General features: G+C 60.1%; 23 protein-coding genes, 5 tRNA genes and 1 pseudogene. 18 read left to right on the top strand and 11 right to left on the bottom strand.

The features are described 5' to 3' along the window. Positions 1-3: 3 nt before the first annotated feature. Positions 4-1,029 (bottom strand): outer membrane protein assembly factor BamD, encoded by a 1,026-nt coding sequence (locus AC6CIA_RS03470; RefSeq protein ID WP_339528984.1) that lies wholly within the window; start codon positions 1,027-1,029, stop codon positions 4-6. 149 nt (positions 1,030-1,178) lie between these two features. Here AC6CIA_RS03470 and rluD point away from each other — a divergent pair, with 149 nt between their 5' ends. The 7 genes from rluD (at position 1,179) to AC6CIA_RS03435 (ending at position 6,405) form a co-directional block, all read left to right on the top strand. Further along, the gene (rluD, locus tag AC6CIA_RS03465; protein ID WP_084376385.1) at positions 1,179-2,141 is read left to right on the top strand and encodes a 23S rRNA pseudouridine(1911/1915/1917) synthase RluD; all 963 of its coding nucleotides are present in this window, start codon (positions 1,179-1,181) and stop codon (positions 2,139-2,141) included. Next, positions 2,138-2,863: a peptidoglycan editing factor PgeF gene (gene pgeF / locus AC6CIA_RS03460; RefSeq protein ID WP_498310625.1), complete on the top strand. Its 726-nt coding sequence runs from the start codon at positions 2,138-2,140 to the stop codon at positions 2,861-2,863. Before rluD ends, pgeF begins: the two co-directional genes overlap by 4 nt. A 154-nt stretch (positions 2,864-3,017) precedes the next feature. Continuing rightward, entirely contained in the window at positions 3,018-5,582 is a 2,565-nt protein-coding gene (clpB, locus tag AC6CIA_RS03455) for an ATP-dependent chaperone ClpB (protein ID WP_498310624.1), read from the top strand. Between the two features lie 407 nt (positions 5,583-5,989). Continuing rightward, positions 5,990-6,065: transfer RNA gene (locus AC6CIA_RS03450), tRNA-Asn, on the top strand. Between the two features lie 9 nt (positions 6,066-6,074). Continuing rightward, positions 6,075-6,151, top strand: a tRNA-Pro gene (locus tag AC6CIA_RS03445). Between the two features lie 5 nt (positions 6,152-6,156). Continuing rightward, a tRNA-Lys gene (locus AC6CIA_RS03440) sits at positions 6,157-6,232 on the top strand. Between the two features lie 96 nt (positions 6,233-6,328). Beyond that, a tRNA-Pro gene (locus AC6CIA_RS03435) sits at positions 6,329-6,405 on the top strand. A gap of 122 nt (positions 6,406-6,527) precedes the next feature. Here AC6CIA_RS03435 and AC6CIA_RS03430 read toward each other — a convergent pair. The 3 genes from AC6CIA_RS03430 to AC6CIA_RS03420 form a co-directional block, all read right to left on the bottom strand. Beyond that, complete coding sequence (locus tag AC6CIA_RS03430; protein ID WP_498310622.1) at positions 6,528-7,826, bottom strand: NAD(P)/FAD-dependent oxidoreductase; 1,299 nt, start codon at positions 7,824-7,826, stop codon at positions 6,528-6,530. Positions 7,827-7,886: 60 nt separating this feature from the next. Beyond that, positions 7,887-8,060, bottom strand: a complete 174-nt coding sequence (locus AC6CIA_RS03425) for a DUF3094 domain-containing protein (protein WP_498310620.1) — start codon at positions 8,058-8,060, stop codon at positions 7,887-7,889. Between the two features lie 152 nt (positions 8,061-8,212). Next, complete coding sequence (locus AC6CIA_RS03420; protein WP_130909238.1) at positions 8,213-8,842, bottom strand: DUF1780 domain-containing protein; 630 nt, start codon at positions 8,840-8,842, stop codon at positions 8,213-8,215. Between the two features lie 237 nt (positions 8,843-9,079). Here AC6CIA_RS03420 and AC6CIA_RS03415 point away from each other — a divergent pair, with 237 nt between their 5' ends. Continuing rightward, complete coding sequence (locus tag AC6CIA_RS03415) at positions 9,080-9,769, top strand: energy-coupling factor ABC transporter permease (RefSeq protein WP_498310618.1); 690 nt, start codon at positions 9,080-9,082, stop codon at positions 9,767-9,769. 63 nt (positions 9,770-9,832) lie between these two features. Further along, the gene (locus tag AC6CIA_RS03410) at positions 9,833-10,048 is read left to right on the top strand and encodes a hypothetical protein (protein WP_084376378.1); all 216 of its coding nucleotides are present in this window, start codon (positions 9,833-9,835) and stop codon (positions 10,046-10,048) included. On the opposite strand, the gene yacG is transcribed toward AC6CIA_RS03410, so the two are convergent. Genes yacG through AC6CIA_RS03390 form a run of 4 tightly spaced genes read right to left on the bottom strand, consistent with a single transcriptional unit; the run spans position 10,045 to position 12,945 of the window. Further along, entirely contained in the window at positions 10,045-10,245 is a 201-nt protein-coding gene (gene yacG / locus AC6CIA_RS03405) for a DNA gyrase inhibitor YacG (protein WP_003188437.1), read from the bottom strand. The genes AC6CIA_RS03410 and yacG overlap by 4 nt on opposite strands. Next, the gene (gene coaE, locus AC6CIA_RS03400) at positions 10,242-10,865 is read right to left on the bottom strand and encodes a dephospho-CoA kinase (RefSeq protein ID WP_498310616.1); all 624 of its coding nucleotides are present in this window, start codon (positions 10,863-10,865) and stop codon (positions 10,242-10,244) included. The genes yacG and coaE overlap by 4 nt, the downstream gene beginning before the upstream one ends. Continuing rightward, positions 10,862-11,734 carry a prepilin peptidase gene (locus tag AC6CIA_RS03395; RefSeq protein ID WP_498310614.1) on the bottom strand — a complete coding sequence of 291 codons (873 nt, stop codon included), beginning with the start codon at positions 11,732-11,734 and terminating at the stop codon, positions 10,862-10,864. The genes coaE and AC6CIA_RS03395 overlap by 4 nt, the downstream gene beginning before the upstream one ends. Positions 11,735-11,736: 2 nt before the next feature. Then, positions 11,737-12,945, bottom strand: a complete 1,209-nt coding sequence (locus AC6CIA_RS03390; RefSeq protein ID WP_498310613.1) for a type II secretion system F family protein — start codon at positions 12,943-12,945, stop codon at positions 11,737-11,739. A gap of 250 nt (positions 12,946-13,195) precedes the next feature. Between AC6CIA_RS03390 and AC6CIA_RS03385 the strand changes: the two genes are divergently transcribed. From AC6CIA_RS03385 to AC6CIA_RS03370, 4 genes are all read left to right on the top strand, one after another. After that, entirely contained in the window at positions 13,196-13,609 is a 414-nt protein-coding gene (locus AC6CIA_RS03385; protein ID WP_498310612.1) for a pilin, read from the top strand. A gap of 95 nt (positions 13,610-13,704) precedes the next feature. Next, on the top strand, positions 13,705-15,123 hold the full coding sequence (locus tag AC6CIA_RS03380; protein ID WP_498310611.1) for an O-antigen ligase family protein: 1,419 nt from the start codon (positions 13,705-13,707) through the stop codon (positions 15,121-15,123). A 39-nt stretch (positions 15,124-15,162) separates the two neighbouring features. Beyond that, positions 15,163-15,235, top strand: a tRNA-Thr gene (locus AC6CIA_RS03375). A gap of 135 nt (positions 15,236-15,370) precedes the next feature. Next, on the top strand, positions 15,371-15,676 hold the full coding sequence (locus tag AC6CIA_RS03370) for a DUF6388 family protein (protein ID WP_498310610.1): 306 nt from the start codon (positions 15,371-15,373) through the stop codon (positions 15,674-15,676). A 79-nt stretch (positions 15,677-15,755) separates the two neighbouring features. Here AC6CIA_RS03370 and nadC read toward each other — a convergent pair whose 3' ends face one another. Further along, positions 15,756-16,604 carry a carboxylating nicotinate-nucleotide diphosphorylase gene (nadC, locus tag AC6CIA_RS03365; RefSeq protein WP_339528974.1) on the bottom strand — a complete coding sequence of 283 codons (849 nt, stop codon included), beginning with the start codon at positions 16,602-16,604 and terminating at the stop codon, positions 15,756-15,758. 278 nt (positions 16,605-16,882) lie between these two features. On the opposite strand from nadC, the gene AC6CIA_RS03360 reads away from it, so the two are divergent. The 5 genes and pseudogenes from AC6CIA_RS03360 to AC6CIA_RS03340 all read left to right on the top strand — a co-directional run bounded on the left by AC6CIA_RS03360 (position 16,883) and on the right by AC6CIA_RS03340 (position 22,730). Then, entirely contained in the window at positions 16,883-19,066 is a 2,184-nt protein-coding gene (locus AC6CIA_RS03360; RefSeq protein WP_498310609.1) for a DUF1631 domain-containing protein, read from the top strand. A gap of 61 nt (positions 19,067-19,127) precedes the next feature. Further along, complete coding sequence (gene ampD / locus AC6CIA_RS03355; protein WP_498310608.1) at positions 19,128-19,691, top strand: 1,6-anhydro-N-acetylmuramyl-L-alanine amidase AmpD; 564 nt, start codon at positions 19,128-19,130, stop codon at positions 19,689-19,691. Then, the gene (gene ampE / locus AC6CIA_RS03350; protein ID WP_498310607.1) at positions 19,688-20,524 is read left to right on the top strand and encodes a regulatory signaling modulator protein AmpE; all 837 of its coding nucleotides are present in this window, start codon (positions 19,688-19,690) and stop codon (positions 20,522-20,524) included. Before ampD ends, ampE begins: the two co-directional genes overlap by 4 nt. Positions 20,525-20,732: 208 nt before the next feature. Next, positions 20,733-21,872, top strand: a pseudogene (locus tag AC6CIA_RS03345) (HAMP domain-containing protein); the annotation flags it as partial. A 144-nt stretch (positions 21,873-22,016) separates the two neighbouring features. Next, the gene (locus AC6CIA_RS03340; RefSeq protein ID WP_422630752.1) at positions 22,017-22,730 is read left to right on the top strand and encodes a methyl-accepting chemotaxis protein; all 714 of its coding nucleotides are present in this window, start codon (positions 22,017-22,019) and stop codon (positions 22,728-22,730) included. Positions 22,731-22,751: 21 nt separating this feature from the next. On the opposite strand, the gene AC6CIA_RS03335 is transcribed toward AC6CIA_RS03340, so the two are convergent. Together AC6CIA_RS03335 and cra are read right to left on the bottom strand one after the other, a co-directional pair. After that, positions 22,752-23,528, bottom strand: a complete 777-nt coding sequence (locus AC6CIA_RS03335; protein ID WP_498310844.1) for a TatD family hydrolase — start codon at positions 23,526-23,528, stop codon at positions 22,752-22,754. Between the two features lie 2 nt (positions 23,529-23,530). Continuing rightward, positions 23,531-24,526 carry a catabolite repressor/activator gene (gene cra / locus AC6CIA_RS03330; protein WP_498310606.1) on the bottom strand — a complete coding sequence of 332 codons (996 nt, stop codon included), beginning with the start codon at positions 24,524-24,526 and terminating at the stop codon, positions 23,531-23,533. Between the last annotated feature and the right edge of the window lie 11 nt (positions 24,527-24,537).

Genomic DNA, 24,537 nt, shown 5'->3' with positions numbered 1-24,537 from the left:
GTCTCAGTCAAAGACGCCAAACGTCATGTAGCTGAACCACGAGCGGTCTTCATTGTTGCCGAGCGCTTCGGGTTCCTGCTCTTCAATCACGTCGCCGTTTTCATCCTGGGGTTTCAATTCCGCAGGAATGGCGTCCTTGGCATCCTGGTACTGCTTGATCACGTCCTGGTTGGCACGGGTTTCGCCCGGTGGCAGCGGTGGACGGGATTCGATCAGGCCCAGGGTGTATTTGCTCAACCACGAGCGGTTGTCCGCTTCGGCAACCTGTGGGACGAACTGGCCGTCCTGCAGGCTCGGATGATCCGGGTAGTTGAGTTTCAAGGTTTCCAGGCTGGTGGCCGCCAGTTGGTCCAGATGCAGGCGCTGATAGGCCTCGGTCATCACGGCCAGGCCGTCGCCCACCGACGGGGTTTCCTGGAAGTTTTCCACTACGTAGCGGCCACGGTTGGCGGCTGCTACATAGGCCTGACGGCTCAGGTAGTAATGCGCCACATGGATTTCGTAGGACGCCAGCAGGTTGCGCAGGTAGATCATGCGCTGCTTGGCGTCTGGAGCGTAGCGGCTGTTGGGGAAGCGGCTGGTCAGCTGGGCGAACTCGTTATAGGAGTCGCGAGCGGCACCGGGGTCACGCTTGGTCATGTCCAGCGGCAGGAAGCGCGCCAGCAGGCCGACGTCCTGGTCAAACGAGGTCAGGCCCTTGAGGTAGTAGGCGTAATCCACGTTCGGGTGCTGCGGGTGCAGACGGATAAAACGCTCGGCGGCGGACTTGGCAGCTTCCGGCTCGGCATTCTTGTAGTTGGCGTAGATCAGCTCGAGCTGGGCCTGGTCGGCATAGCGGCCAAACGGGTAACGCGACTCCAGCGCCTTGAGCTTGGCGGTAGCGCTGGTGTAGCTATTATTGTCCAGATCGGTCTGAGCTTGCTGGTACAGCTCGACTTCGCTGAGGTTTTCGTCAACGACGTCCTTGGTTGACGAGCAAGCAGCAGTCATGGCGAGGATGGCGATCAGCAGCAGGTGTTTCACTTGCATGGCGGCTTGCGTCCCTATGACGGCCGCTGTCTTGGGCGGGGCCGTCCTGTTATGATGAGTGCCCCGTTGAAAGCCTCGGGGCAAAAGACGCCGTATTTAACCACAAGCGCGCAGCCGAAACCAAAGGCTGTGCCACGCCTAGTCTGAGCATGTCCGATAAAATTGAACTTCGCGCAGAGGTGCCGTCCGAATTGGGCGGCCAACGCCTCGATCAAGTCGCCGCACAATTATTCGCTGAGCACTCGCGCTCGCGCCTTTCCGCCTGGATCAAAGACGGCCGCCTGACTGTGGATGGAGCGGTTATCCGCCCGCGAGACATAGTCCATGGCGGTGCGATCCTGGAGCTGACTGCCGAGCAGGAAGCCCAGGGAGAATGGATTGCCCAGGACATCGAGCTGGATATCGTCTATGAAGACGACGACATCCTGGTCATCAACAAACCCGCGGGCCTGGTGGTTCACCCGGCGGCCGGGCACGCTGATGGCACTTTGCTCAATGCCCTGTTGCACCATGTGCCGGACATCATCAATGTCCCGCGCTGCGGCATTGTCCACCGCCTGGACAAGGACACCACCGGTCTGATGGTGGTGGCCAAGACCATTCAGGCGCAGACGCAGCTGGTAACACAACTGCAAAGCCGCAGCGTCAGCCGGATCTACGAATGCATCGTGATCGGTGTGGTCGTGGCCGGTGGCAAGATCAATGCGCCCATCGGTCGCCACGGCCAGCAGCGCCAGCGCATGGCGGTGATGGAGGGCGGCAAACAGGCTGTCAGTCATTACCGCGTGCTGGAGCGTTTCCGCTCCCACACCCATGTGCGGGTCAAGCTGGAAACCGGCCGGACCCACCAGATTCGGGTGCATATGGCGCACATCAACTTTCCGTTGGTCGGCGACCCGGCCTATGGCGGCCGCTTCCGCATTCCGCCAGCGGCCAGTCAGACCATGGTTGAATCGCTCAAGACATTCCCGCGCCAGGCCTTGCATGCACGCTTCCTGGAACTGGATCATCCGACGAGCGGTAAGCGAATGAGCTGGGAATCGCCACTGCCGGACGATTTTGTCTGGTTGTTGTCGCTGCTCAAGCAGGATCGCGAGGCGTTTGTCGGGTGAGTGACTGGCTGATTCCTGACTGGCCTGCGCCTATCGGGGTGAAAGCCTGTGTCACCACGCGTGCGGGCGGCGTCAGTCTGGCGCCGTTCGACAGCCTCAATCTTGGCGACCATGTCGAGGACCGCCTTGAGGCCGTCCTTGAGAATCGTCGCCGTCTCACCGACGCGTTCAATATCCAGCCGGCCTGGCTGCGCCAGGTTCATGGTGTCAACGTGGTCGAAGCCGATCCTGGCCGGATTGCCGAAGCCGACGGCAGTTGGACCAGCGCCCCGGGCATCGCGTGCACGGCGATGACCGCGGACTGCTTGCCGGCCTTGTTTTGCACGCGAGACGGTACCCGCGTCGCCGCCGCCCATGCCGGTTGGCGGGGGTTGGCGGCGGGTGTGTTGGAGGCGACGGTCGACTCTCTGCAGGTTGAGCCTGACCAAGTGCTGGTCTGGCTGGGCCCTGCCATCGGTCCGCAGGCCTTCGAAGTTGGCCCGGAAGTGCGTGAAGCCTTTATGCGGCGGCATCCGCAAACCTCGCAAGCCTTCGCCCCCAGCCAGGCCCCGGGCAAGTTCATGGCCGACATCTATCAGTTGGCGCGTCTGCGCCTGGCTGCTCATGGAATAACGGCGGTCTACGGTGGCGGTTTCTGCACCGTGAACGACCCGCGCTTCTTTTCTTACCGTCGCAGTCCTCGCACCGGTCGATTTGCCTCCCTTATCTGGCTCGAACGCTAGACTCTGCTGATCCATATCAAGCATCGCTCGCTTGATTCTTCCAGAATCCACCCCATCTATAAGGGCATCTGGCAGGTTTCTTCATTCAGGATGTGTTTCTCGCGAGCACGCTCGCTCCTACATAGCTCCGGCCTGCTCAAAAGGAAGGTGACTAATGCGTATTGATCGTTTAACCAGCAAATTACAATTGGCGTTATCGGACTCACAATCACTGGCGGTTGGCCTCGACCATCCGGCCATCGAGCCTGCGCACTTGATGCAGGCGCTTCTCGAGCAGCAGGGTGGTTCTATCAAGCCCCTGTTGATGCAGGTGGGCTTCGACGTCAACAGCCTGCGCAAGGAATTGAGCAAAGAGCTCGATCAACTGCCGAAAATCCAGAATCCCACGGGCGACGTGAACATGTCCCAGGATTTGGCGCGCCTGCTCAATCAGGCTGACCGCCTGGCCCAGCAGAAGGGCGACCAATTCATTTCCAGTGAACTGGTGTTGCTCGCCGCCATGGATGACAACAGCAAACTCGGCAAGCTGTTGCTGGGCCAAGGCGTGAGCAAAAAAGCCCTGGAAAACGCCATCAACAATCTGCGTGGCGGCGAGGCGGTGAACGACCCCAATCATGAGGAGTCCCGTCAGGCCCTGGATAAATACACTGTCGATCTGACCAAGCGCGCCGAAGACGGCAAGCTGGACCCGGTGATCGGCCGGGACGATGAAATCCGGCGCACCATTCAGGTCCTGCAGCGCCGTACCAAAAACAACCCGGTGTTGATCGGTGAGCCCGGCGTGGGTAAAACCGCGATTGCCGAGGGCCTGGCCCAGCGCATCATTAATGGTGAAGTGCCGGACGGCCTCAAGGGCAAGCGCCTGCTCTCCCTGGACATGGGGGCGTTGATCGCCGGTGCGAAGTTCCGTGGCGAGTTCGAAGAGCGCCTGAAATCCCTGCTGAATGAATTGTCGAAGCAGGAAGGGCAGATCATTCTGTTTATCGACGAACTGCACACCATGGTCGGCGCCGGTAAAGGCGAAGGTTCCATGGATGCCGGCAACATGCTCAAGCCCGCCCTGGCGCGCGGCGAGCTGCACTGCGTCGGTGCTACCACGCTCAACGAATATCGCCAGTACATCGAGAAAGATGCTGCGTTGGAGCGGCGCTTCCAGAAAGTCCTGGTGGAAGAGCCCAGCGAAGAAGACACCATCGCGATCCTGCGTGGCCTGAAAGAGCGCTATGAGGTCCACCACAAGGTGGCAATCACCGACGGCGCGATCATTGCGGCGGCCAAGCTGAGCCATCGCTATATCACCGACCGTCAGTTGCCGGACAAGGCCATCGACTTGATCGACGAGGCGGCCAGTCGCATCCGCATGGAGATCGACTCCAAGCCGGAAGTGTTGGATCGCCTGGAGCGGCGCCTGATTCAACTGAAAGTCGAATCCCAGGCGCTGAAAAAAGAGGACGACGACGCGGCCAAGAAACGCCTGGAAAAACTCAAGGAAGAAATCGTCCGTCTGGAGCGTGAGTATTCGGACCTCGAGGAAATCTGGACCTCGGAAAAAGCCGAAGTACAGGGTTCCGCGCAGATCCAGCTGAAGATCGAGCAATCACGTCAGGAACTGGAAGCCGCCCGCCGCAAAGGCGACCTGAACCGCATGGCCGAATTGCAGTACGGGGTGATTCCGGACCTGGAGCGCAGCCTGCAAATGGTCGACCAGCACGGTCACAGCGAAAACCAGTTGCTGCGCAGCAAGGTGACCGAGGAAGAAATTGCCGAGGTGGTGTCCAAGTGGACCGGCATTCCGGTGTCGAAAATGCTTGAGGGCGAGCGCGACAAGCTGCTGAAGATGGAAAGTCTGTTGCACCAGCGCGTCATCGGCCAGGAAGAGGCCGTGGTGGCGGTGTCCAACGCGGTACGGCGTTCCAGGGCCGGCTTGTCCGACCCGAACCGTCCGAGCGGCTCGTTCATGTTCCTCGGCCCGACCGGTGTGGGTAAGACCGAGCTGTGCAAGGCATTGGCGGAGTTCCTTTTCGATACCGAAGAGGCCATGGTGCGTATCGATATGTCCGAGTTCATGGAGAAACATTCCGTGGCTCGCCTGATCGGGGCGCCGCCAGGCTATGTGGGTTACGAAGAAGGCGGTTATCTGACCGAAGCGGTACGCCGCAAGCCTTACTCGGTCATTCTGCTGGATGAGGTCGAGAAGGCTCACCCGGATGTGTTCAACGTGTTGCTGCAAGTGTTGGAAGATGGCCGTCTGACGGACAGCCACGGACGCACCGTGGATTTCCGGAATACGGTGATCGTGATGACCTCCAACCTGGGGTCGGTACAGATCCAGGAACTGGTAGGGGATCGTGAAGCCCAGCGTGCGGCGGTGATGGATGCGCTGACCACTCACTTCCGCCCGGAATTCATCAACCGGGTCGATGAAGTGGTGATCTTCGAGCCTCTGGCGCGGGATCAGATCGCCGGCATTACCGAGATTCAGTTGGGACGCCTGCGCAGCCGCCTGGCCGAACGCGAGTTGTCCCTGGAGCTGAGCCGAGAGGCGTTGGACAAGCTGATCGCGGTCGGTTACGACCCGGTGTATGGCGCACGGCCGTTGAAGCGTGCGATCCAGCGCTGGATCGAGAACCCGCTGGCCCAGCTGATTCTGTCGGGCAGCTTCATGCCAGGCACCAGCGTGACAGCGACGGTTGAGAACGACGAAATCGTTTTCCACTGAAACTGCCGGGGTTATTGTGGGAGCGAGCTGGCTCGCGAAGAACCTGAGAGCGCCGCGTTACTCAAGCATTGCTGCGTTATCGTTTAGGTTTTTCGCGAGCAACGGCTAGGCGCGCCCCTTGCTCCTACAACCGTATTGCCGCGTAGCAGGGTCTTTTTTTCGATAGGGCGTTGAACTGTAAGGCAAAGGCTTGTAAAGTGCGCCCCGCAGCAACGTCAGCCCACGGGTTTCTTCTCCCCAAGAAGAAATCCGAAACAAGCGCAAATCATTGTCTTAAAAGCAATTTAAAGGGTTGACAGGGGTTTTTAAGATTGTAGAATAGCGCGCCTCAGAGACATGAACGTAGCGATACTGACGGGTCGAAGAGAAGGCAGTAGGCAGTAAAGTAGTACTTTGAAATATGTAGTTCCGTGATAGCTCAGTCGGTAGAGCAAATGACTGTTAATCATTGGGTCCCAGGTTCGAGTCCTGGTCACGGAGCCAATTTCAAACCGGGGTATAGCGCAGTCCGGTAGCGCGCCTGCTTTGGGAGCAGGATGTCAGGAGTTCGAATCCCCTTACCCCGACCATATTTGGGTCGTTAGCTCAGTTGGTAGAGCAGTTGGCTTTTAACCAATTGGTCGTAGGTTCGAATCCCACACGACCCACCATTTTTGAGACCAGTTAACACTGGAATCGAATCTTAAGATCAGAGGCCAAAAGCGCTGATCGAAGAAGGCGACTTGAAAAGGTCGCCTTTTTTTTACCGGGGTATAGCGCAGTCCGGTAGCGCGCCTGCTTTGGGAGCAGGATGTCAGGAGTTCGAATCCCCTTACCCCGACCATATTAAAAATCCCCGTATCGACAGATACGGGGATTTTTTTTGCCTGTACGTCCTGAAAGCAGCGCAGATCAGATGTGGGAGCAAGCCCCCACATTGACCGAGTCCCATCCGGGACCGTGGTATCAGTGCAGCTTGAGACGCGGCTCGGTGCCCCGGCCGATCTTGCTTCCCAGCATCAGCATCGCGGTGCGAAAGACCCCGTACAGCGCCATCTGGTGCATGCGGTACAACGACACATAAAACATCCGTGCCAGCCAGCCTTCCAGCATCACGCTGCCCGTCAGGTTGCCCATCAAGTTACCCACCGCCGAAAAACGCGACAGCGAGATCAGTGAGCCGTAGTCGGTGTACGTGTAGGTGGGCAGTGTCTTGCCTTCAATACGCAGTTTCAGCGACTTGGCCAGCAGCGACGCCTGCTGATGGGCTGCCTGCGCGCGTGGCGGTACGTTGCGATCAGTGCCCGGTTGAGGGCAGGCAGCGCAGTCGCCGAAGGCGAAGATGTTTTCGTCGCGGGTGGTCTGCAGCGTCGGCAGTACCTGCAGTTGATGGATGCGGTTGGTTTCCAGGCCGTCGATGTCCTTGAGAAACGCCGGCGCGCGGATACCGGCGGCCCAGACCTTGAGGCTGGCTGGAATCACTTGGCCGCTGCTGGTGATCAAGCTGTCGGCGGTGACTTCGCTCACGGCCGAGTTGGTCATCAGCGTGACTCCGAGCTTCTCCAGGGTCTTGTGCACAGGCCCGCTGATACGCTCCGGCAGGGCCGGCAGGACTCGCGGGCCGGCTTCGATGAGGGTGATATGCATGTTTTCCGGCTTGATCCGGTCCAGGCCATAGGCTGCCAGTTCATGGGCGGCGTTATGCAGTTCGGCGGCCAATTCGACGCCAGTGGCGCCGGCACCCACGATCGCTACGCTGATTTGCTCCACCGTATCGGTTTGCCCGGCATGGGCGCGCAGGTAGTGATTGAGCAATTGCTGGTGGAAACGCTCGGCTTGCTTGCGCGTGTCCAGGAACAGACAGTGCTGGGCCGCGCCTTCGGTGCCGAAATCATTGGTGGTGCTGCCGACGGCAATGACCAGGCTGTCGTAACTCAAGACGCGTGCGGGCACCAGTTCCCGGCCTTCCTCATCGAGGGTCGCGGCCAATTGGATTTTCTTCTGCTCACGATCAAGCCCACTCATGCGCCCCAGCTGGAACTCGAAGTGGTTCCATTTTGCCTGGGCGACATAGTTGAGTTCGTCTTCCGAGGAGTTCAGCGAGCCGGCGGCGACCTCATGCAGCAGAGGTTTCCAGATGTGGGTCAGGTTAGTGTCCACCAGCGTGATGCTGGCGGTGCCGCGCTTGCCCAGAGTCTTGCCCAGGCGGGTAGCCAACTCCAGGCCGCCGGCGCCGCCGCCGACGATAATAATACGATGGGTCATGGGGATATCTCGCAAGGCTAAAGGAAATCGGTGCAATTACCCGAGCGAGCGCAAGGCAGCTCATAGCGTCAGGTAACTCAGGAAACGGCTCAAAAGACCCAGTCCGATCACCACCATCAGGATCACGCCAAGGAGCAGCCACGGCCGGAAAGGCTTGCGCTCGACCTGGTGCTGGGACAGTTGCAGGTACTCTTCGACATGCTGTTGGTCGTCGGGGTTCAGGCGGCTGGTCATAAGGGCCTCGTCAGGTAGACGTTGCAAAGGCGGCGAACGTTACACAAGCATAGCCGTTGAACCTTGCGGCTTTCGTTCTTTGGCAGTCGGCAGGGAAAATTGCCTGCTCTTTGTATCACCAGGCTTGGCATTTCGCCATGTGGGCGCTTGGCTCAAAGGCTGATGCCGACATCAAAGACGATGCTGCGTCCCAGATTATTCCGCAAAAAGTCCGGAGCGTCGGGATGCGCGAACAGCACCCTGGCGAATGTCGGGCCGACCAGGGACAGCGAGCGCCAACCCTGGCGCAAGTATTCGGTGGGGGGCGGGAAATGGCTGTTCAGATCCAGTACTTCGCGCTTGAGGCTGGCGAACGCGACGATGTCCAGCTCTGCGAGGTCCATGCCGCGCTCTTTATAGTTGTGGGCTTTCTTGCGCAAGGTCGGGGCCAGGCGCAGTAGAAATTCATGGGCGGGGATGCGCTTGGGTTTGGCCTCGCGCCGCACCAGTTGGCTCAAGGAGAAAGCACTGCGTCGGCGTAGCAGCTCGTCGCGCCATTCGTCGTTGAGGCGCCGGCCCTCGTCTAGAACAAAAAACACCTCGAAGCTGGCGTCGCGAAACAGCACGTCCGGCGGCTCTTGCCCGGCAGCATGAAATTCTTCGGCGCGGTAGGGCACATTCAATCCTTGCAGCAGACGCTGGCAGACCCAACGCTCACGCTCCCATTTGCGGGCATTGGACAGGAACGCATTGGCTTGTTCGGCCGCTATGGTCAGCAGGCGCAAATAATCTGAGTCATCCATGGCCCAAGCTTAGCGTTCAAATGATGACTGCAGGAAGTCCTGCTGCAAAAGCTCGGTGTAAACTGCCACTCGGTCGGTGGCTTTGCACAAGGAGTTCGCAGTGAAGTGTTCTGTTGTGATGTTTCTGAGTCTTTTGTCGCCGGGGGGCCGGGCGGTTGCAGTCGGAGCGCAACGGGTGCCCCGGGACGAATGCGATTCGGCCACTCACTTGCGCCAGCCATTGGAGTCGTTGCAGCCGTGATCAGCGCCACCGTCCTTGCACCGGAAACCCTCAGCATTGGCTGGCTGTTATATGCACCGGTGGTGATGTGGGCGATCCTGCATTCACCTTGGGTCGAGCTGTTTTCTGACCGGCGGCGCCAGCATTTGTTGTTCGGCACGGTGTTCGCGCTGTTTATGCTGTGGCTGGTGCGCCGGGATTTCGACACGGGTGTGTCTTATCATTTTATCGGCATGACCGCCGTGACCCTGTTGCTCGACTGGCCTCTGGCTATTGTCGGCGGGTTGGCGGCACAGATGGGGCTGGTTGCACTCGGTCGGCAGGACCTGGCAGCGGTCGGGATCAATGGCCTGTTGCTGATTCTGCTGCCCGTGCTGGTGACTGAAGCGTGCGCGGTGCTGGTGGAACGGGCTCAGCCACGCAATCCGTTCGTGTACATCTTCTGCTCGGGCTTTTTTGCCGCGGCACTCTCGGCGCTGTTGTGCCTATTGGCGGGCCTCGGTCTGCTTTGGCTGGACGGCCGTTTCGCGATGCCGGAGTGGATCGAGGATTTCGTCGGTTACTTATGGCTGATCATCTTTCCCGAGGCGTTCATCAATGGCGTGGTGATCAGTGCGCTGGTGGTCTTTTGCCCGGAGTGGCTGGAGACCTTCAATCGCACACGCTACCTCTCGGCGCCCTGGAAGGACGACGATTCGCACCCTTGATCCAAATCAAATCCTGGAGGTGCAAGTGGTCGCATGCTTCACCAAATTTTCAGGAGCATGATCATGAGTGTGTACGAATGGGCACGGCAGGAGTTGCGCAGAAGCCAGGATGCGGCACAGGAAATCGGTTTTGACCCGGGTTTGACCTTGCGGGCCCTGCTCAGTGCAGTGGTGCAACAGAGCAAGGGCGTACGCAGTTTCGAGGACCTGGCCGATGAGTTGCAGTACCTTGCGGAAAACCTCGACGACCAGCAGGAATATGCCTTTATGCGGCCTTAATGACGCGGTGGCAGGTCTTCGGAGAACAGTTCGTCTTCGGCGTCCGGGGCGACGGGAATCTTGTGTTCTTCAGCGGCCCAGGCACCCAGGTCGATCAATTTGCAGCGGTCCGAGCAGAACGGACGGTTGAGGTTGGTCGCTTTCCATTCCACGGGGGCGCCGCAGGTTGGGCAGTCGACGGTCAAGGGTTGGCTCATGATCGGCCTCCACGCAAAGTAAGGTAAAAGTGGTGCAGTCGCTCGACCTCGCTGTGCAGCCAGGCGAGGTCCTGGTCATTGACCAGCACGTCATCGGCATGGTTCAGGCGGTCTTCCCGGCTGGACTGAGCCTTGAGAATTGCCTGCACCTGGTCTTCGCTGATGCCGTCGCGCTGCAGGGTACGCTGAATCTGCAGTGATTGCGGCACATCGATCACCAGGATGCGCTGGGTCATGCTGTACTGACCGGATTCGATCAGCAACGGCGAGACCAGAATGGCATAGGGCGATCGGGCACGAGCCAGATGACTGCGAATCTCTTCGGCAATCAGCGGATGCAGCAAGGCTTCCAGCCAGAGGCGTTCTTGCGGGGCTTCGAATATACGCTTGCGCAAGGCCGCCCGATTCAGTTGGCCGTCCGGCAGCAGGATCTCGACGCCAAAATGCTCGGCAATGCTCGCCAGCGCCGCCCGCCCGGGCTCCACGACCCAACGGGCAGCGTGGTCGGCGTCGATCAGATCGACGCCAAGGTCAATGAAATGCTGGGCCGCTGCGCTTTTACCGCTGCCGATGCCGCCCGTGAGGCCGAGAATCCAGGGTGTTACAACAGAAGTGGTCATCTGAAACCGACAGACTGCAAATAGAAGTCGGTTATTTGACCACCCCAGAGCAATGCAATCCAGCCGGCAGTGGCCAGATAAGGGCCAAAAGGTAGCGGCGTGGACGTCTGGGCGTCGCGCAGACGCAGCAGGACCAGCCCCGATATGGCGCCGACCAGCGAAGCCAGCAACAGTGTCATCGGCAGGATTTGCCAGCCGCCCCAGGCACCGAGCATTGCCAGTAGTTTGAAGTCCCCTTGTCCCATGCCGTCCTTTCCGGTGATCAGCTTGAACACCCAGAACACCGACCACAGGCTCAGATAGCCGGCGACGGCGCCCCACAGTGCGTCTGGCAATGAGGTGAACAGCTCAAAGGAGTTGAGGATCAGCCCGAGCCAAAGCAGGGGCAGAACCAGTACATCGGGCAACAACTGGTGATCGGCATCAATCAGGCTCATGGCCAGCAACCCCCAGCTCAACAGCAACACGGCGCCTGCCGTCCAACCGAAACCGAAATGCCAGGCAATAAACCCCGAGATCAACCCGCAAGCCAGTTCGGTAAGGGGGTAGCGCGCGCTGATGGGGGCTTTGCAATGCGCGCAGCGACCTTTAAGCAACATATAGCTGAGCAGCGGGATATTTTCCCAGGGGCGAATCGGTTGGGCGCAATGTGGGCAGCAGGAGTTGGGGTGCATCAGGTTGTAGGGCGGGCCGACCGGCTCTGGATCAAGTCCGAGGATGTCACGGGCCTGGGCACGCCAATCCCGTTCCAGCATGGTCGGCAGGCGCCACGCCAGCACATTGAGGAAACTGCCGACGATCAAGCCGAGCACCAGCGCGGTGGCTATGAATACCCAGGGTTGCAGGCTCAGCAATTGGCTCAGTGTCATGTTCAGAATGCCGTGCCGAGTTGGAAGATCGGCAGGTACATGGCGATTACCAAGGCTGCGACAATACCGCCGAGCACCACCATGATCAGGGGCTCCATGAGGCTGGTCAGGCTGTCCACCAGGTTATCGACATCCGCCTCGTAGTGACTGGCGACCTTTTCCAGCATGCGATCGAGGGTACCGGACTCCTCGCCGATGGCTGTCATCTGAATTGCCATGCCGGGAAACAGACCGCTGGCGGCCATGCCTTGGCTCAATTGCATTCCTGTGGCCACGTCTTCACGCATACGCTTGATTGCCTGTTTGAATAATCCGTTACCGGTGGCGCCTGCCACCGAATCCAATGCTTGCGCCAACGGCACCCCGGCCGAAAAAGTCGTCGAGAGCGTGCGCGCATAACGGGCCACGGCCGACTTTTTCAGCAGTGTGCCTGCCAGCGGCACTTTCAACAAACTGGCATCCAGCCATAAGCGAAATCCGGGTGAGTGAGCATAACCGTGGCGCAGGCTGAAAACACCGGCAAACACCGCCATGAGCAGCATCCACCAGGCATGCTGGATGAACGCGGACAGCGCGATAACCGTCAAGGTGAAACCCGGCAAGGGCGCATCGATGCCGGCAAACAGCCCTTGAAATTGCGGCACGACGTGGATCAGCAGAATACCGCTGACGACGATGGCTACGATCAGGACCACCAACGGATAGGTCATGGCTTTCTTGATCCTGGCCTTGAGTTGCTCGCTCTTTTCCAGGTGGATCGCTACGCGTTCCAGCAGGGTTTCGAGCGCGCCGGCCTGTTCGCCGGCCGCGATCAGGTTGCAATACAATGTATCGAAGTACCGTGGTCTTTTCAGCAGGGCGAGAGACAGATTGCTACCGGCGGCGATGTCCTGCTTCAGCGCCTGCACCAATACGCGCATGTGTCGGTTGTCGAAACCGTCACCGATGATATCGAATGCTTGCAGCATGGGGATTCCGGCTCTCAGCAGCGTGGCCAGTTGCCGGGTGAAGAGCGCGATATCGGCGGGTCGGATGGGGCTCGCGAGACTCGAGAAGAGGTTCGTTTTCGCCCGGATCCTCCCGGGGAGGATGCCCTGGCGGCGTAGCTGTGCCCTGATCAGTGCGGGATTGTGGCCGTTGGTCTCGCCCGATACTTTACGACCGTTGCGCAGGGTGCCTTCCCAAGAGTAGATCGTGGGCGGGTGTCTCATGGCTTGGCTTTGCCGGTGCTCGGCTTGTGGAAGGTCAAATCATTCATTGCGCGCTACCGTACGGGGGCTGGTGAAGCTTTACAGCTTAGTCAGGCGCGGGTGTTCGTCAGCGGTTCGCCGGCTGGAAAAATGTCAGATTGTGCGTCTTGTGAAGGAATGCCCAGGCCTGGATGAGTACACTGGCGCGGCTGCTGAGAGCCGAGCGCAGGATGCGCCCGGCGATGCTGTTTTATTCTGGAGAGTGAGAGCGATGCGTCAGAAAGGTTTTACCCTGATCGAGTTGTTGATCGTCGTAGCGATCATTGGCATTTTGGCCACCATCGGCCTGCCCATGTATACCAAACACCAGGCCAAGGCGAAATTTACCGCTGGGTTGGCGGAAATCTCGGCATTGAAGGCTGGATTCGAGGACACCTTTAACCAGGGGGCAGTTCCGACGCTGGCATTGATCGGCGGCACCAGTCCGACAGCCAATTGTGCGATTACCGTGGCCGCGGACGTGGCCAGCGGCGCGGGCTCGATTGCCTGTGAAATCCTCGATGCGCCAGCCCCCGTCCAGGGCAAGGCCATCACCTTGACCCGCAGTGCCACCGATGGCTGGAAGTGTGTCACCACGGTCGAAGAGCAATACGCGGCGAAAGGCTGTACGGCTGACGGTGCATGACGGTTTGAGCCGGGCATGCGTGGGTTGCGTTGATCGAACGCAAGCAAGCTGATGCCTGGCTCTTCCAACCCCCCACAAATAAGTAGACGCCGCCCATGACGTTATCCGTGCAGCACCGAGGACACGTGTTTCTGACGGTGGCATTGGCTTTGTTGATGCTGTGCATCACGCCCTCTTTCAGCGGCCACGACTGGCAACGCAGCGTGCAGATCGGTCTCGGGTTGTGCGCGCTGCTTTATGGGCTGTCGGGGGGCGCCGCCCGCTGCGGGCAACGACTGGTAGATAGACCCACCGCCAGCGGTCTGGTGATCATTCTCGGGTTGGGCCTGGTGTCTTCGTGGTTGGCCCACCAGCCGCTCTGGGCGTTGACCGAATGGGCGCTGCTGATCACCTGTGGGGCCATTGCCGCAGCCTTCGCGAGGGTGCGGCGCAATGGCGACGAAGCCCTCGACCGGAGGCTGATGCTGTTTGTGCTGTTGTTGTGCTTGATCAAAAGTCTTCAGTACGGTCACGCTGCTGTGCTGACGTTTACCGGCGAGGCGTCGACACTGGATATGGACCGGCTGCTTTCGGGCTTTTCGAATAAGCGCTTTTATGGCCAGTTCCAGACCTTTACCTTGCCCTTGCTCGCGCTGCCGTTGCTGCTGCCCACGACCTCACGGGTTGTGCGCGGGTTGGTTTTTGCGCTGTTGTGTAGCTGGTGGTTGATCGCGATCAGCGGTGGCACTCGGGGTACCTGGCTCGGCATGGGCGCCGCCGCGATGGTTCTGGTTTTTTTGGGCGTCTGGGGCCGTCGTTGGGTCGCCTGGCAATTGGCGGCGCTGGGCGGCGGCCTGTTTTTTTACTGGCTGTTATTCAGTGTGCTGGCGCAGCAACTGGGGATACAGGCTTTCAACGTTGCGCAAGAACGCCTGACGGCCAGCCTTTCGGGTCGCGAAGTTATCTGGTGGCAAGCCTGGGAGATGATTCGCGAACGTCCGTTATTGGGGTTCGGGCCGATGCATTTCGCCGATATCGCCAACCCTGTCGCCACCCATCCGCATCAGGCGATTTTGCAATGGGCCAGTGAGTGGGGCGTACCCTCGACCTTGTGTGTGCTGATCCTCGCATTGCGCGGGCTTTGGGCGACGCTGCGGGTGCTGCGACAGCGTGCACAGACGCAGGTATCGGCGGACCGAATGCGTCTGTGCCTATTTGCCGCGTTGATCGGCGCACTGAGCCAGTCGATGGTCGATGGCGTGATCGTAATGCCCAACTCGCAATTATGGCTGGCGCTGGTCGTTGGCTGGCTGATGGCGCTGCACCCGCAACGAACCCCGGCCAGCGGGGCGATACCGCTGTTGCATCGGGCATGGCGAGTGCTGACGGTCCTGGCAGTGGCCGGGCTGATAGGTGTGGGGTGCCGGGACCTGCCTCACACCACTGAACGCAACCAGCATTATATCGACCATGCCCAAACGCATCTGCAGCCACGCTTCTGGGCCCAAGGCGTTATCGCCCCCGAAGCGCGCTGAGTTGCCGGACGTCCAAGGCAATGCTAGCTTTAGCCCACCGCCCGTGTAGCTCAGTTGGTAGAGCAGCGCACTCGTAACGCGAAGGTCGCAGGTTCGACTCCTGTCTCGGGCATAAGGCAACACAGTTTTCAGATGATCCCAGAATGGTTCTGAAGGCCAGACGAACCGGTATTCATGCCCGTTCTTTTGTATCTGCGCAACCTTGATGACCCAGATGCATCCCCATTCCTTGATCTAAGAGAACGACATGACCACGACAGACATGACCCAGGAAGTTCGGCACCAGGCGGCCCTCGATAAATACCTCGAGGAATTGCCGCAACTTAAGGAAGAAATCAAGGATCTGAGCGCCGATGACCAGCGCGACCAGATCCAGTGGGCATTCGAAGACGAGGCCGAGAGCCAGGGCTTGCAGCCTTGGGAACTGACCCTCAAGTACACCTCCACGCCGGAAGAGTTCGAAGCCGCGCGCCTGGTCTTGCACAAAGAGGCCGCAGAAGTGCTGGGTGTCGAGTGGAACGAGTACTGCGAGATGAACAATCTGGTGGTTTGAGGGCAGCTACACGCTTCAAGCTCCAGGCCGCAAGTGTCGCTCGACCCTCTTGTAGCTTGTAGCTTGTAGCTCACTGTCTTCAAATACTAAGTCGCATCGACAAATCCACGGCTTTCACATCCTTGGTCATCGCACCGATCGAGATGTAGTCCACGCCGGTTTCGGCAATTGGCAGCAGCGTCGTTTCGTTGATTCCGCCGCTGGCTTCCAGCTTGGCCTTGCCGCCGTTCAACCGTACGGCCTCGCGCATATCGTCCAGGCTCAACTCATCCAGCATGATGATATCGGCACCCGCCGCCAGCGCTTCGCGCAACTCTTGCAAGCTTTCCACTTCGACTTCCACCGGTTTGCCCGGGGCGATCTTGTGGGCGGCGCTGATGGCCTGGGCAATGCCCCCGCAGGCGGCGATATGGTTTTCCTTGATCAGGAAGGCATCGTACAAACCGATGCGGTGATTGTGGCAACCGCCACAAGTGACCGCGTACTTTTGCGCCAGGCGCAGACCCGGCAAGGTCTTGCGGGTGTCCAGCAACTTGACCTGGGTGGTGGCAACAAAGTCCGCCAGATACTGCGCACGCGTGGCCACACCTGACAGCAGCTGCAGGAAATTCAATGCGCTACGTTCTCCGGTAAGCAGTGAGCGGGCGGGCCCTTCGAGGTGAAACAACGCCTGATTGGGGCTGACGCGCTCGCCATCGCGCACCTGCCAATGCACGGCGACACGCGGATCCAGCTGACGGAACACGGTATCGACCCAGGCGGTGCCACTGATGACGGCGGCCTCGCGGGTGATGATCGTGGCTTTGGCCAGCCGTTCGGCCGGAATCAGCTGCGCGGTGATGTCGCCGCTGCCGATGTCCTCCAGCAATGCGCGGCGCACGTTGGCTTCGATTTCGGCGGTCAGGTCGGCGAGGCATAGATTCGGCATAACGGGCTCCACAAACAAAGTGGCCCGATTATAGGGGCATGGCGGCGCCTAACCCAAGGCGCGAGACGGGGCCAAATGGCCGGGGCGGCCTTATTGCGCGGCAAGTGCAGAGTTTGCTGGCGCGACCTGGCCTATTTGCAAGATAATCGGCGCCTTGGGATTGGCGTCATAGCTTTGACGTCCTGGTGATATCCAGTAAGTTGTGAAGTGCGCTGGTTTTTGTTGGCGTTTGTAGCGATTTTCCGCAAGACCGAACCCCGCCGTTTCAGGAGGCCAGGATGCACAATGACGGAAAGGTGGTGCCGATCGACAAGCTCGTCGCACAGACAACGCCGTCGCCGCTCGCCCGCCTGCCGGTCATATTGCTCCAGGTTCGTGACAAGGCGGCGCAGCAGCTTGATCGAGGTTTGCAAGAGCTGTTCGATAACGCCGACGATACCCTGTTCGAAATGGCCGACAAGGCCAGGAACAACGTCGATCACGGCATTTTCTTTGAAGCCATGCGCGACCTGCGCCTCAAGCGCAAGAATTTCGAGCGTGGCTTCATGCAGCAGTTCTTCGAAGCGTTCGCCAATCTGGGACAGGCCGGGCAGGGCGAGCTGCAATTGCTGCCAAAGGTCTCCTATGAGGCACCGCCTGGCGCGTTCGCCGACGACCTGGAGAAAGCCGTGGCGCTGGAGGCCATGCTGGGCAGGGTCATGCACCGTGACGGCCTCGCCCTTGGGCAGTTGACGGCCCGGTTGGGGGCGGTGCTGGGCAAACGACTGGAAGACCGCGAAAATCCCCTCGGACCGGCAATGCTCTGTGATTACTTCCTGCGCGCGGGGCGGAGCCTGGGCGTCGAGATCCGGGTCAAACTGATCATTCTCAAGCTGTTTGAAAAGTACGTGCTCAGCGATGCCGATCATCTGTACGGCGAAGCCAATCAACTGTTGATCGCCACCGGTGTATTGCCCGAACTCAAGGCTGTCCCATCGCGGCGTCCCGGTGAACGCTCCAGCCGGGTCAGCCCGGCCATCGAGGTCGCGCCCCGGGATGAGCACTCGGTGGATGACGCCGAGCAGCAGGCATTCGCCGCCCTGCAAGAGTTGCTGCTGGCGGTGCGGGGCAGTGTGGCCCCGACCCTGGAGGCGAGTGCCCAGGCTCAGCCGATCTCGACCCGCGACCTGCTGCGTCTGCTGTCTCATTTACAGCAATACGTGCCGGAGCCTGCCGTCGAGGACGATTTTGACCTGCGCGGCCAGTTGGAGCAGTTGCTCACCCGCGTCAGCGTCAAGAGCGGTAAATCGCGGGTGGTGGAGGAGGCGGATGAAGATGTGATCAACCTGATCGCGATGCTGTTCGAATTCATCCTCGATGATTCTACGTTGCCCGATTCCCTCAAAGCGTTGATTGCCCGCCTGCAGATTCCGATGCTGAAAGTGGCCGTGCTGGACAAGAGCTTCTTCAGCCGTGGCAGCCACCCTGCGCGGCGCTTGCTGAATGAAATCGGCGCGGCCGCCCTGGGTTGGGCCAAGCGTGACGACTATCAGCGCGACAGCCTGTATCTGCGCATCGAGCAAGTGGTCCAGTGCCTGTTGAATGAGTTTGGCGACGACCCGGCGATTTTCTCTCGACTGCTGCAAGAATTCACCGTGTTTACCCAAGACGAAAGACGCCGCAGTGAACTGCTCGAACAGCGCACCCGTGACGCTGAAGAGGGCCGCGCCCGTACCGAACAGGCGCGTCGGCGTGTCGCTGAAGCACTGAACCAGCGGTTGTTGGGCAAGGTGTTGCCGCAGGTGATGGTGCAGTTTCTGCAACATGCCTGGAGCCAGGTGTTGCTGGTGGCTTGTCTCAAGCACGGTGAACATTCGCCGGCATGGCAGGCGGCTCTGCAGGCCATGGACGAGTTGATCTGGAGTGTCAGCTTGAGCGAGGACACGCAGGCCGGGCGCCACCTGCTGGAGCAATTGCCGGCGCTGCTCAAGTCCTTGCGCGATGGCTTGAACGAGGCGGCCGTCGACCCGTTCATGTCCCGTGAGTTTTTCATCCAGTTGCAAGCGCTGCATGTTCAGTCGTTCCAGGGCGGTGCGGCGGCGCACGCGTCAAGTTCGGGCGGCGCACTGGTGGAGGTGCGCGAGGGCATGGTGTGCAGCCCCGCGCCGCCTGCCGAGACGCTGAGCTTGTCGGAGGATGACCCCGACCTGCGCAAGGCCCGGCAATTGCACATCGGCAGTTGGGTCGAATTTCAGGAAGACGAGGAAAACACCCTGCGTTGCAAGCTGACGGCGATTATCGAACCGACGGGCAAGTATATTTTTGTAAACCGGACGGGCCTCAAGGTGTTGGAGAAAACCTGCCTGCAGTTGGCCCTGGAGTTCAAGCGGGGCGGGGTGCGAACCCTGGATGATGCGCTGCTGTTTGATCGGGCGTTGGCGTCGGTGATCGGCAATCTGCGACAGCTCAATAGCGTCAAATGATCGCAACCACGGTGCTGATCGCGGCATACTGAGTGTTCCCAGTCTCGTTCAAGGAACCTGTATGCAGTTGGACCCCGCCAGTGGTTGGTGCCAGGGCATCCGTCATTGCCCATCGCCCAACTTCAACGAACGCCCGAACGGCGAGATTTCCTTGTTGGTGGTACACAACATCAGCTTGCCTCCGGCGCAGTTCGGCACTGGCAAAGTGCAGGAGTTTTTCCAGAATCGCCTGGATGTCACGGAACATCCCTACTTTGAAAGTATTGCTGACCTACGAGTCTCGGCGCATTTTCTGATTGAGCGCGATGGCGTGGTAACCCAGTTTGTGTCCTGCCTGGCGCGAGCCTGGCATGCGGGGGTGTCGAGCTTCGAAGGGCGTGAGACGTGCAATGACTTTTCCTTGGGGGTCGAGCTTGAGGGCACGGACGACCAGCCGTTTACCGACGCCCAGTACCAATCGTTGATCGAACTGAGTCGTCAGTTGCTGACGACCTACCCGAATATCACGCGCCAGCGCATTTGTGGCCATAGCGACATCGCCCCGGGACGCAAGACCGATCCTGGAACGGCTTTTGATTGGGCGCGTTTTCGCGACGCCTTGCAGGATGGAGGGAGCGCACAATGAGTTTTCTGGTGTTGGTGCTGGCGGTGTGGATCGAGAAATTCTCGGCCTTGCGCCAGCGGGTACAACGTGACGCTGGCTGGTTGCACGAACTGGCCAGGCTTGAATCCAGCCCGCGCCTGGGCATGCAACCTTGGCTGATCCTGGTGCTGCTGGTGTTGTTGCCCGTGATGCTGTTGGGCCTGTTGTTGCTGGTGCTGGAGCCGGTGGCCTACGGATTGCTGGCGCTGCCGGTACACCTGTTGGTGGTGATCTACAGCCTGGGGCGCGGCGACCTGCTCGCCGGGCTGGGGCCGTTTCGCGATGCCTGGCGCCGTGGAGATTTGCAGGCGGCGGAGCATGTGGCCGAACGCGACCTGGGGATCGACGCCGACAGTGGCGAACAACTGCTGGAAAAGGTTCAGGGCCACTTGCTGTGGCAGGCCTATCAGAGTTTCTTCGCGGTGATTTTCTGGTATTTCCTGTTAGGCCCCGTGGCGGCCCTGGCTTATCGTTTGCTGGCGCTGGCCAGTGAGCATGCGCAAAATCCGCTGGTGGCGGAGCGTGCCGAGCAGTTGCGTCACGCCTTTGACTGGTTGCCGGTACGGCTGTTGGCCGCAAGTTTCGCCCTGGTGGGCAATTTCGTCGCGGTCAGCCGCGTCATGTTGCATGAGCTGCTGAGCTGGGACATCAGCGCGGCACAGTTGGTGGAAAAAGTCGGGCTGGCTGCTGGCGAGATTCCCCCACCGGTGGTGGGTGTCGACGGCATCAACAGCCTGGATCGTCTTTGGGAGCTGCTCCTGCGTGCCGCGGTGCTGTGGTACGCCGGATTTGCCATCTGGACGGTCTTGCCCTGACCCCGTTTAACTGTCATTCCCTGGTATTTCCTGGGGAATGACTGATTTTTCCTGCGCGTTAACCTTAAGTTACAAAACTCCCCGCCGATTTAAGCTATACAGACAGCATGCCAAATAGTGGCAATCTGCCGCCGCCCTGCGCCTCAATAAAAATAAGACAAAAGGGAGTCCACTTGTGAAGAGCTTGCTCTATCCCGCCATCGCATTGATGAATCGCCTGAGCTTCGGCATGAAGTTCAGTCTGATCAGCGTGTTGTTTTTCCTGCCGATGCTGGTGACCAATTACTATCTGGTGCGCGATTCCTGGCGTGAATTCCAGGGCACGCAGATCGAATTGCAGAGCCTGGACCTGTTGGGCAGCAGCCTGGCCCTGCGCCGCGACCTGGAGACCCTCAACAATCAGGTGCAGATCAACGCGACCCTCGGGCAATCGGGCAAGGCCGGCGATATAGAAAGCAAAATCAGCGCGCTGGAGCAAAGCGTGCTGGGACGCATGCAGGGGTTGCAGGCCATGACCACCGATGCGGAGCAAGTCGCGGTATTTGATGGCAAACGTGACGAAATGATCGCCGCCTTCCAGGCCCAGCAAGCGGAATCTTCCCTGCTGAGTAAAAGCGCGCTGATCGGCAAGCTGCTCAACAAGGCTCAGATGTTCAGCCAGATCATCGCCAGCCAGTCGGGCCTGAGCCGCGACTCGCAAAGTGACCTGCGGCAACTGAGCGAACTGATCACCAGCATCACCCCGCAAGTCACGCAAACCCTGGGCGAGGGCCGGGCGATGGGCGCGTCCTCCCTGGGCCAGGGCTTTCTCAACTCATCGGCCAGCACGCGCTTTGACGAGTTGTTGCAACAACTGGAAAAGCTTCACGCCGAATACGGTTTGAAGTTGCAGGACGCCCTGGGCGCCAGCAAGAGCGCCCATGCCAAGCTGGATGCCTTGGCCCAGGCCAGCCAGGCCAGCCTCAAGCAAGGTAGCGAACTGTTTGAAGAGCAGGTGGTGATGGCTGAAACCCTGGATGCGCCGTGGCAGGGTTTTTATGACAACGTCAGTGGGCTGATGGCCAAGACCTATCAATTGGATGATGCGACGCTGGCCTTCCTTGACCAGCAACTGCAACAACGCCTGGCGCAGAACCGCACGCACATGGTGTTGCTGGTGGCAGCCCTGGCGGCGGTATTTTTGCTGATCGTCTATTTGTACGGCGGATTTTATGCCTCCACCCTCACCACCCTGCGGCGTTTGGGGGCAATGATGGATAAAGTCGCGGCGGGCGATATGACGGTCAGCTTCAGGGCCGACAGCCGCGACGAGCTGGGGGATCTGGGGCAGGTCTTCAACGGCACCGTGGCGAAGATCCATGACCTGATCGAGCGAGTCGGGCAAACCATCCAGGCAGTCGAGCACCAGGCCGGACAGGTGGAATCGGTTTCGGCTCGCAGCAACCAGGCGGTGTCCAGTCAGCGCAGCCAGATTGAACAAGTGGCCACTGCCATGAACCAGATGTCGGCGACGGCCCACGAAGTGGCGCGCAGCGCGGCGGCGGCTGCCAGCAGCGCCCACAGCGTGAATGATGAAACCCTCAACGGTCGTGGCCTGGTGCAATCCCAGCAAGGCAGCATTGCGCGACTGGCGTCCGAGATCGATCAATCGGTGCTGGTCATCAACCAGCTGGCGATCGATAGCCAATCCATCAGCACGGTGCTGGAGGTGATCAAAAGCATTGCCGAGCAAACCAACCTGCTGGCGCTCAACGCCGCCATCGAGGCGGCGCGGGCGGGTGAGCAGGGACGTGGTTTTGCGGTGGTGGCGGATGAAGTGCGGACCCTGGCACGACGTACCCAGCAATCCACCGAAGAAATCGAGCAAATGATCATCAAGTTGCACAGTGGCGTGGGGGCGGCGGTAAAGGCCATGGGCAGCAGCCACCAAATGGCGAATGGCACCGTCGGGCAGTCGGAAAAAGTCCAGTCGGCCCTGGAAAATATCCTGGGCGCGGTGGGCATGATTGTCGATCAGAACCAGCAGATCGCCGCCGCCGTGGAACAGCAGACGGCGGTGGCCCAGGACATCGACCAGAACATCGTCGAAATCAATCGCGCCGGCGAGCACGCGGCCCAGGGTACCCATCAGACCGAAGAGGCCAGCCGGCAATTGTCATTGCAGGTGATCGAGCTGAAGCAGTTGATCGGGGCGTTTCGGGTGTGAACGTGGGGCTTTGTAGGGCAGTTACCAGTTGAACACTTCGCAGGCATTGCGGGTGCTCGCTTCGGCCAACACTGAAGGGCTGATGGCCATCCGTTCGGCCAGGGCGTGGCAGATGTCCGGCAGGTGAGCGGGGCTGTTGCGCTGGCCGGGGTACATGGCGGGCGCCATGTCCGGCGCGTCGGTTTCCAGCACCACCGACTCCAGCGGTAGTTGGGCAATGACCTTGTGCATGCGCAAGGCCTGCGGCCAGGTCGCGGCGCCACCCAGGCCCAATTTGAAACCGAGCTTGATGTATTCGCGGGCTTCTTCCTGGCTGCCGGCGAAGGCATGGACGATGCCGCCCCGTGGCAGGCGGATACGCTTGAGGGTGGCGATAGTCGCGGCATGGCTGCGCCGTACATGCAGCAAGGCCGGCAGCTGGAAGTCCACGGCCAGTTGCAGTTGGGCTTCGAAGAGCGCTTGCTGGCGTTCGCGGTCCAGTTGTTCGAGGAAATAATCCAGGCCGATTTCGCCCACCGCGCACAGTTGTCGATGGCCTTTGAGACGCGTCAGCCAGTCACCCAGCTCGGTGATATCGGCGCGGCGGTGCTCATCCAGGTACCCCGGGTGCAAGCCGAACGCCGCGTATAGGTCCGCGTCCTCGCGCACCAGGTCCCACAACCGTTGCCAGTTGCGTTGATAGACCCCCAACACCACCATTCGCCGCACGCCCAATTGGCGACTGCGGCGGAGGACAGCAGGTCGGTCGGCGTCGAAATCCTCGAAGTCGAGGTGCGTGTGGCTGTCGACCAGGTCCACCATCAGGCCTCGTGGATTCGCTGTTTGAACGTCCGGCCAATGGCGTGGACGCCGGGCTGGTACTGCTGTTCTTCAATCGCGGCGAGCGCCAGGCGCAAGGCGGTATCGGCGATCAACGAGTGTTGTTGGGCCATGGCGTTGACCGGCAGCGGCAGGAAGTCCAGCAACTGGGTGTCACCAAAGGTGCCCAGGCGCAGTGCCCGGGACTTGAGCGGAAAATCATGCAAGGCGTCAAACACCCCTTGCAGCAGGACATAGGAGGTTGTCACCAGCGCTTCCGGCAAGTGGCCGAGGCGCTGCAGCAATTCCTCCATCAGTTGGCGGCCACACTCCCGGCTGAAGGCTTCGCCGTGTTCGATCAGCGCTTCACCCTCGAAGTCTTTGAGCGCTTGCTTGAAACCGGCGGCGCGCTCCTGGCTGATGCTCAGCTCCGGATGGGCGCCGATCAGCACGATCTGCCGAGGCCGCGGCTGCAGCAGGCTGCTGGTCAATAGCTGGCAGGCCTGGCGGTCATCACTGACCACCGAGCAAAACTGCGTAGACTCCATGACCCGGTCGATGGCAATCACCGGCAGGCCTTTGGCTTGCAGTTCGCGATAACTGTCATCGCTGGCGGGCAGGCAACTGGCAACGAATAACGCATCACAGCGCCTGGCGCGGAACAGTTGCAGCAACTGGCGCTCGCTGTCGGCGTCGTCGTCGGAGCTGGCGATCAGTAATTGATAGCCACGCGCCCGTGCGCCTTGCTCCAGCAGTTTGGCGATCCGTGCGTAACTGGGGTTTTCCAGGTCCGGCAGGATAAAGCCCAAGGTGCGTGTGTGTCGGCTGCGCAGTCCGGCGGCCTGAGGGTTGGGGGTGAAGCCATGTTCCTCGACCACCGCGCGCACGCGTTCAACGGTCGCGCTGCTGATCCGTTGTTGTGCGGCCTTGCCATTGATGACGTAGCTGGCGGTGGTGACTGAGACACCGGCCAGACGAGCGATATCACTGAGTTTCAAACCGGGAATTC

Source organism: Pseudomonas sp. GQ91 (assembly GCF_059758795.1).
The sequence above is the reverse complement of the archived record's forward strand: the minus strand, read 5'-3'. Positions and strand labels throughout refer to the sequence as shown.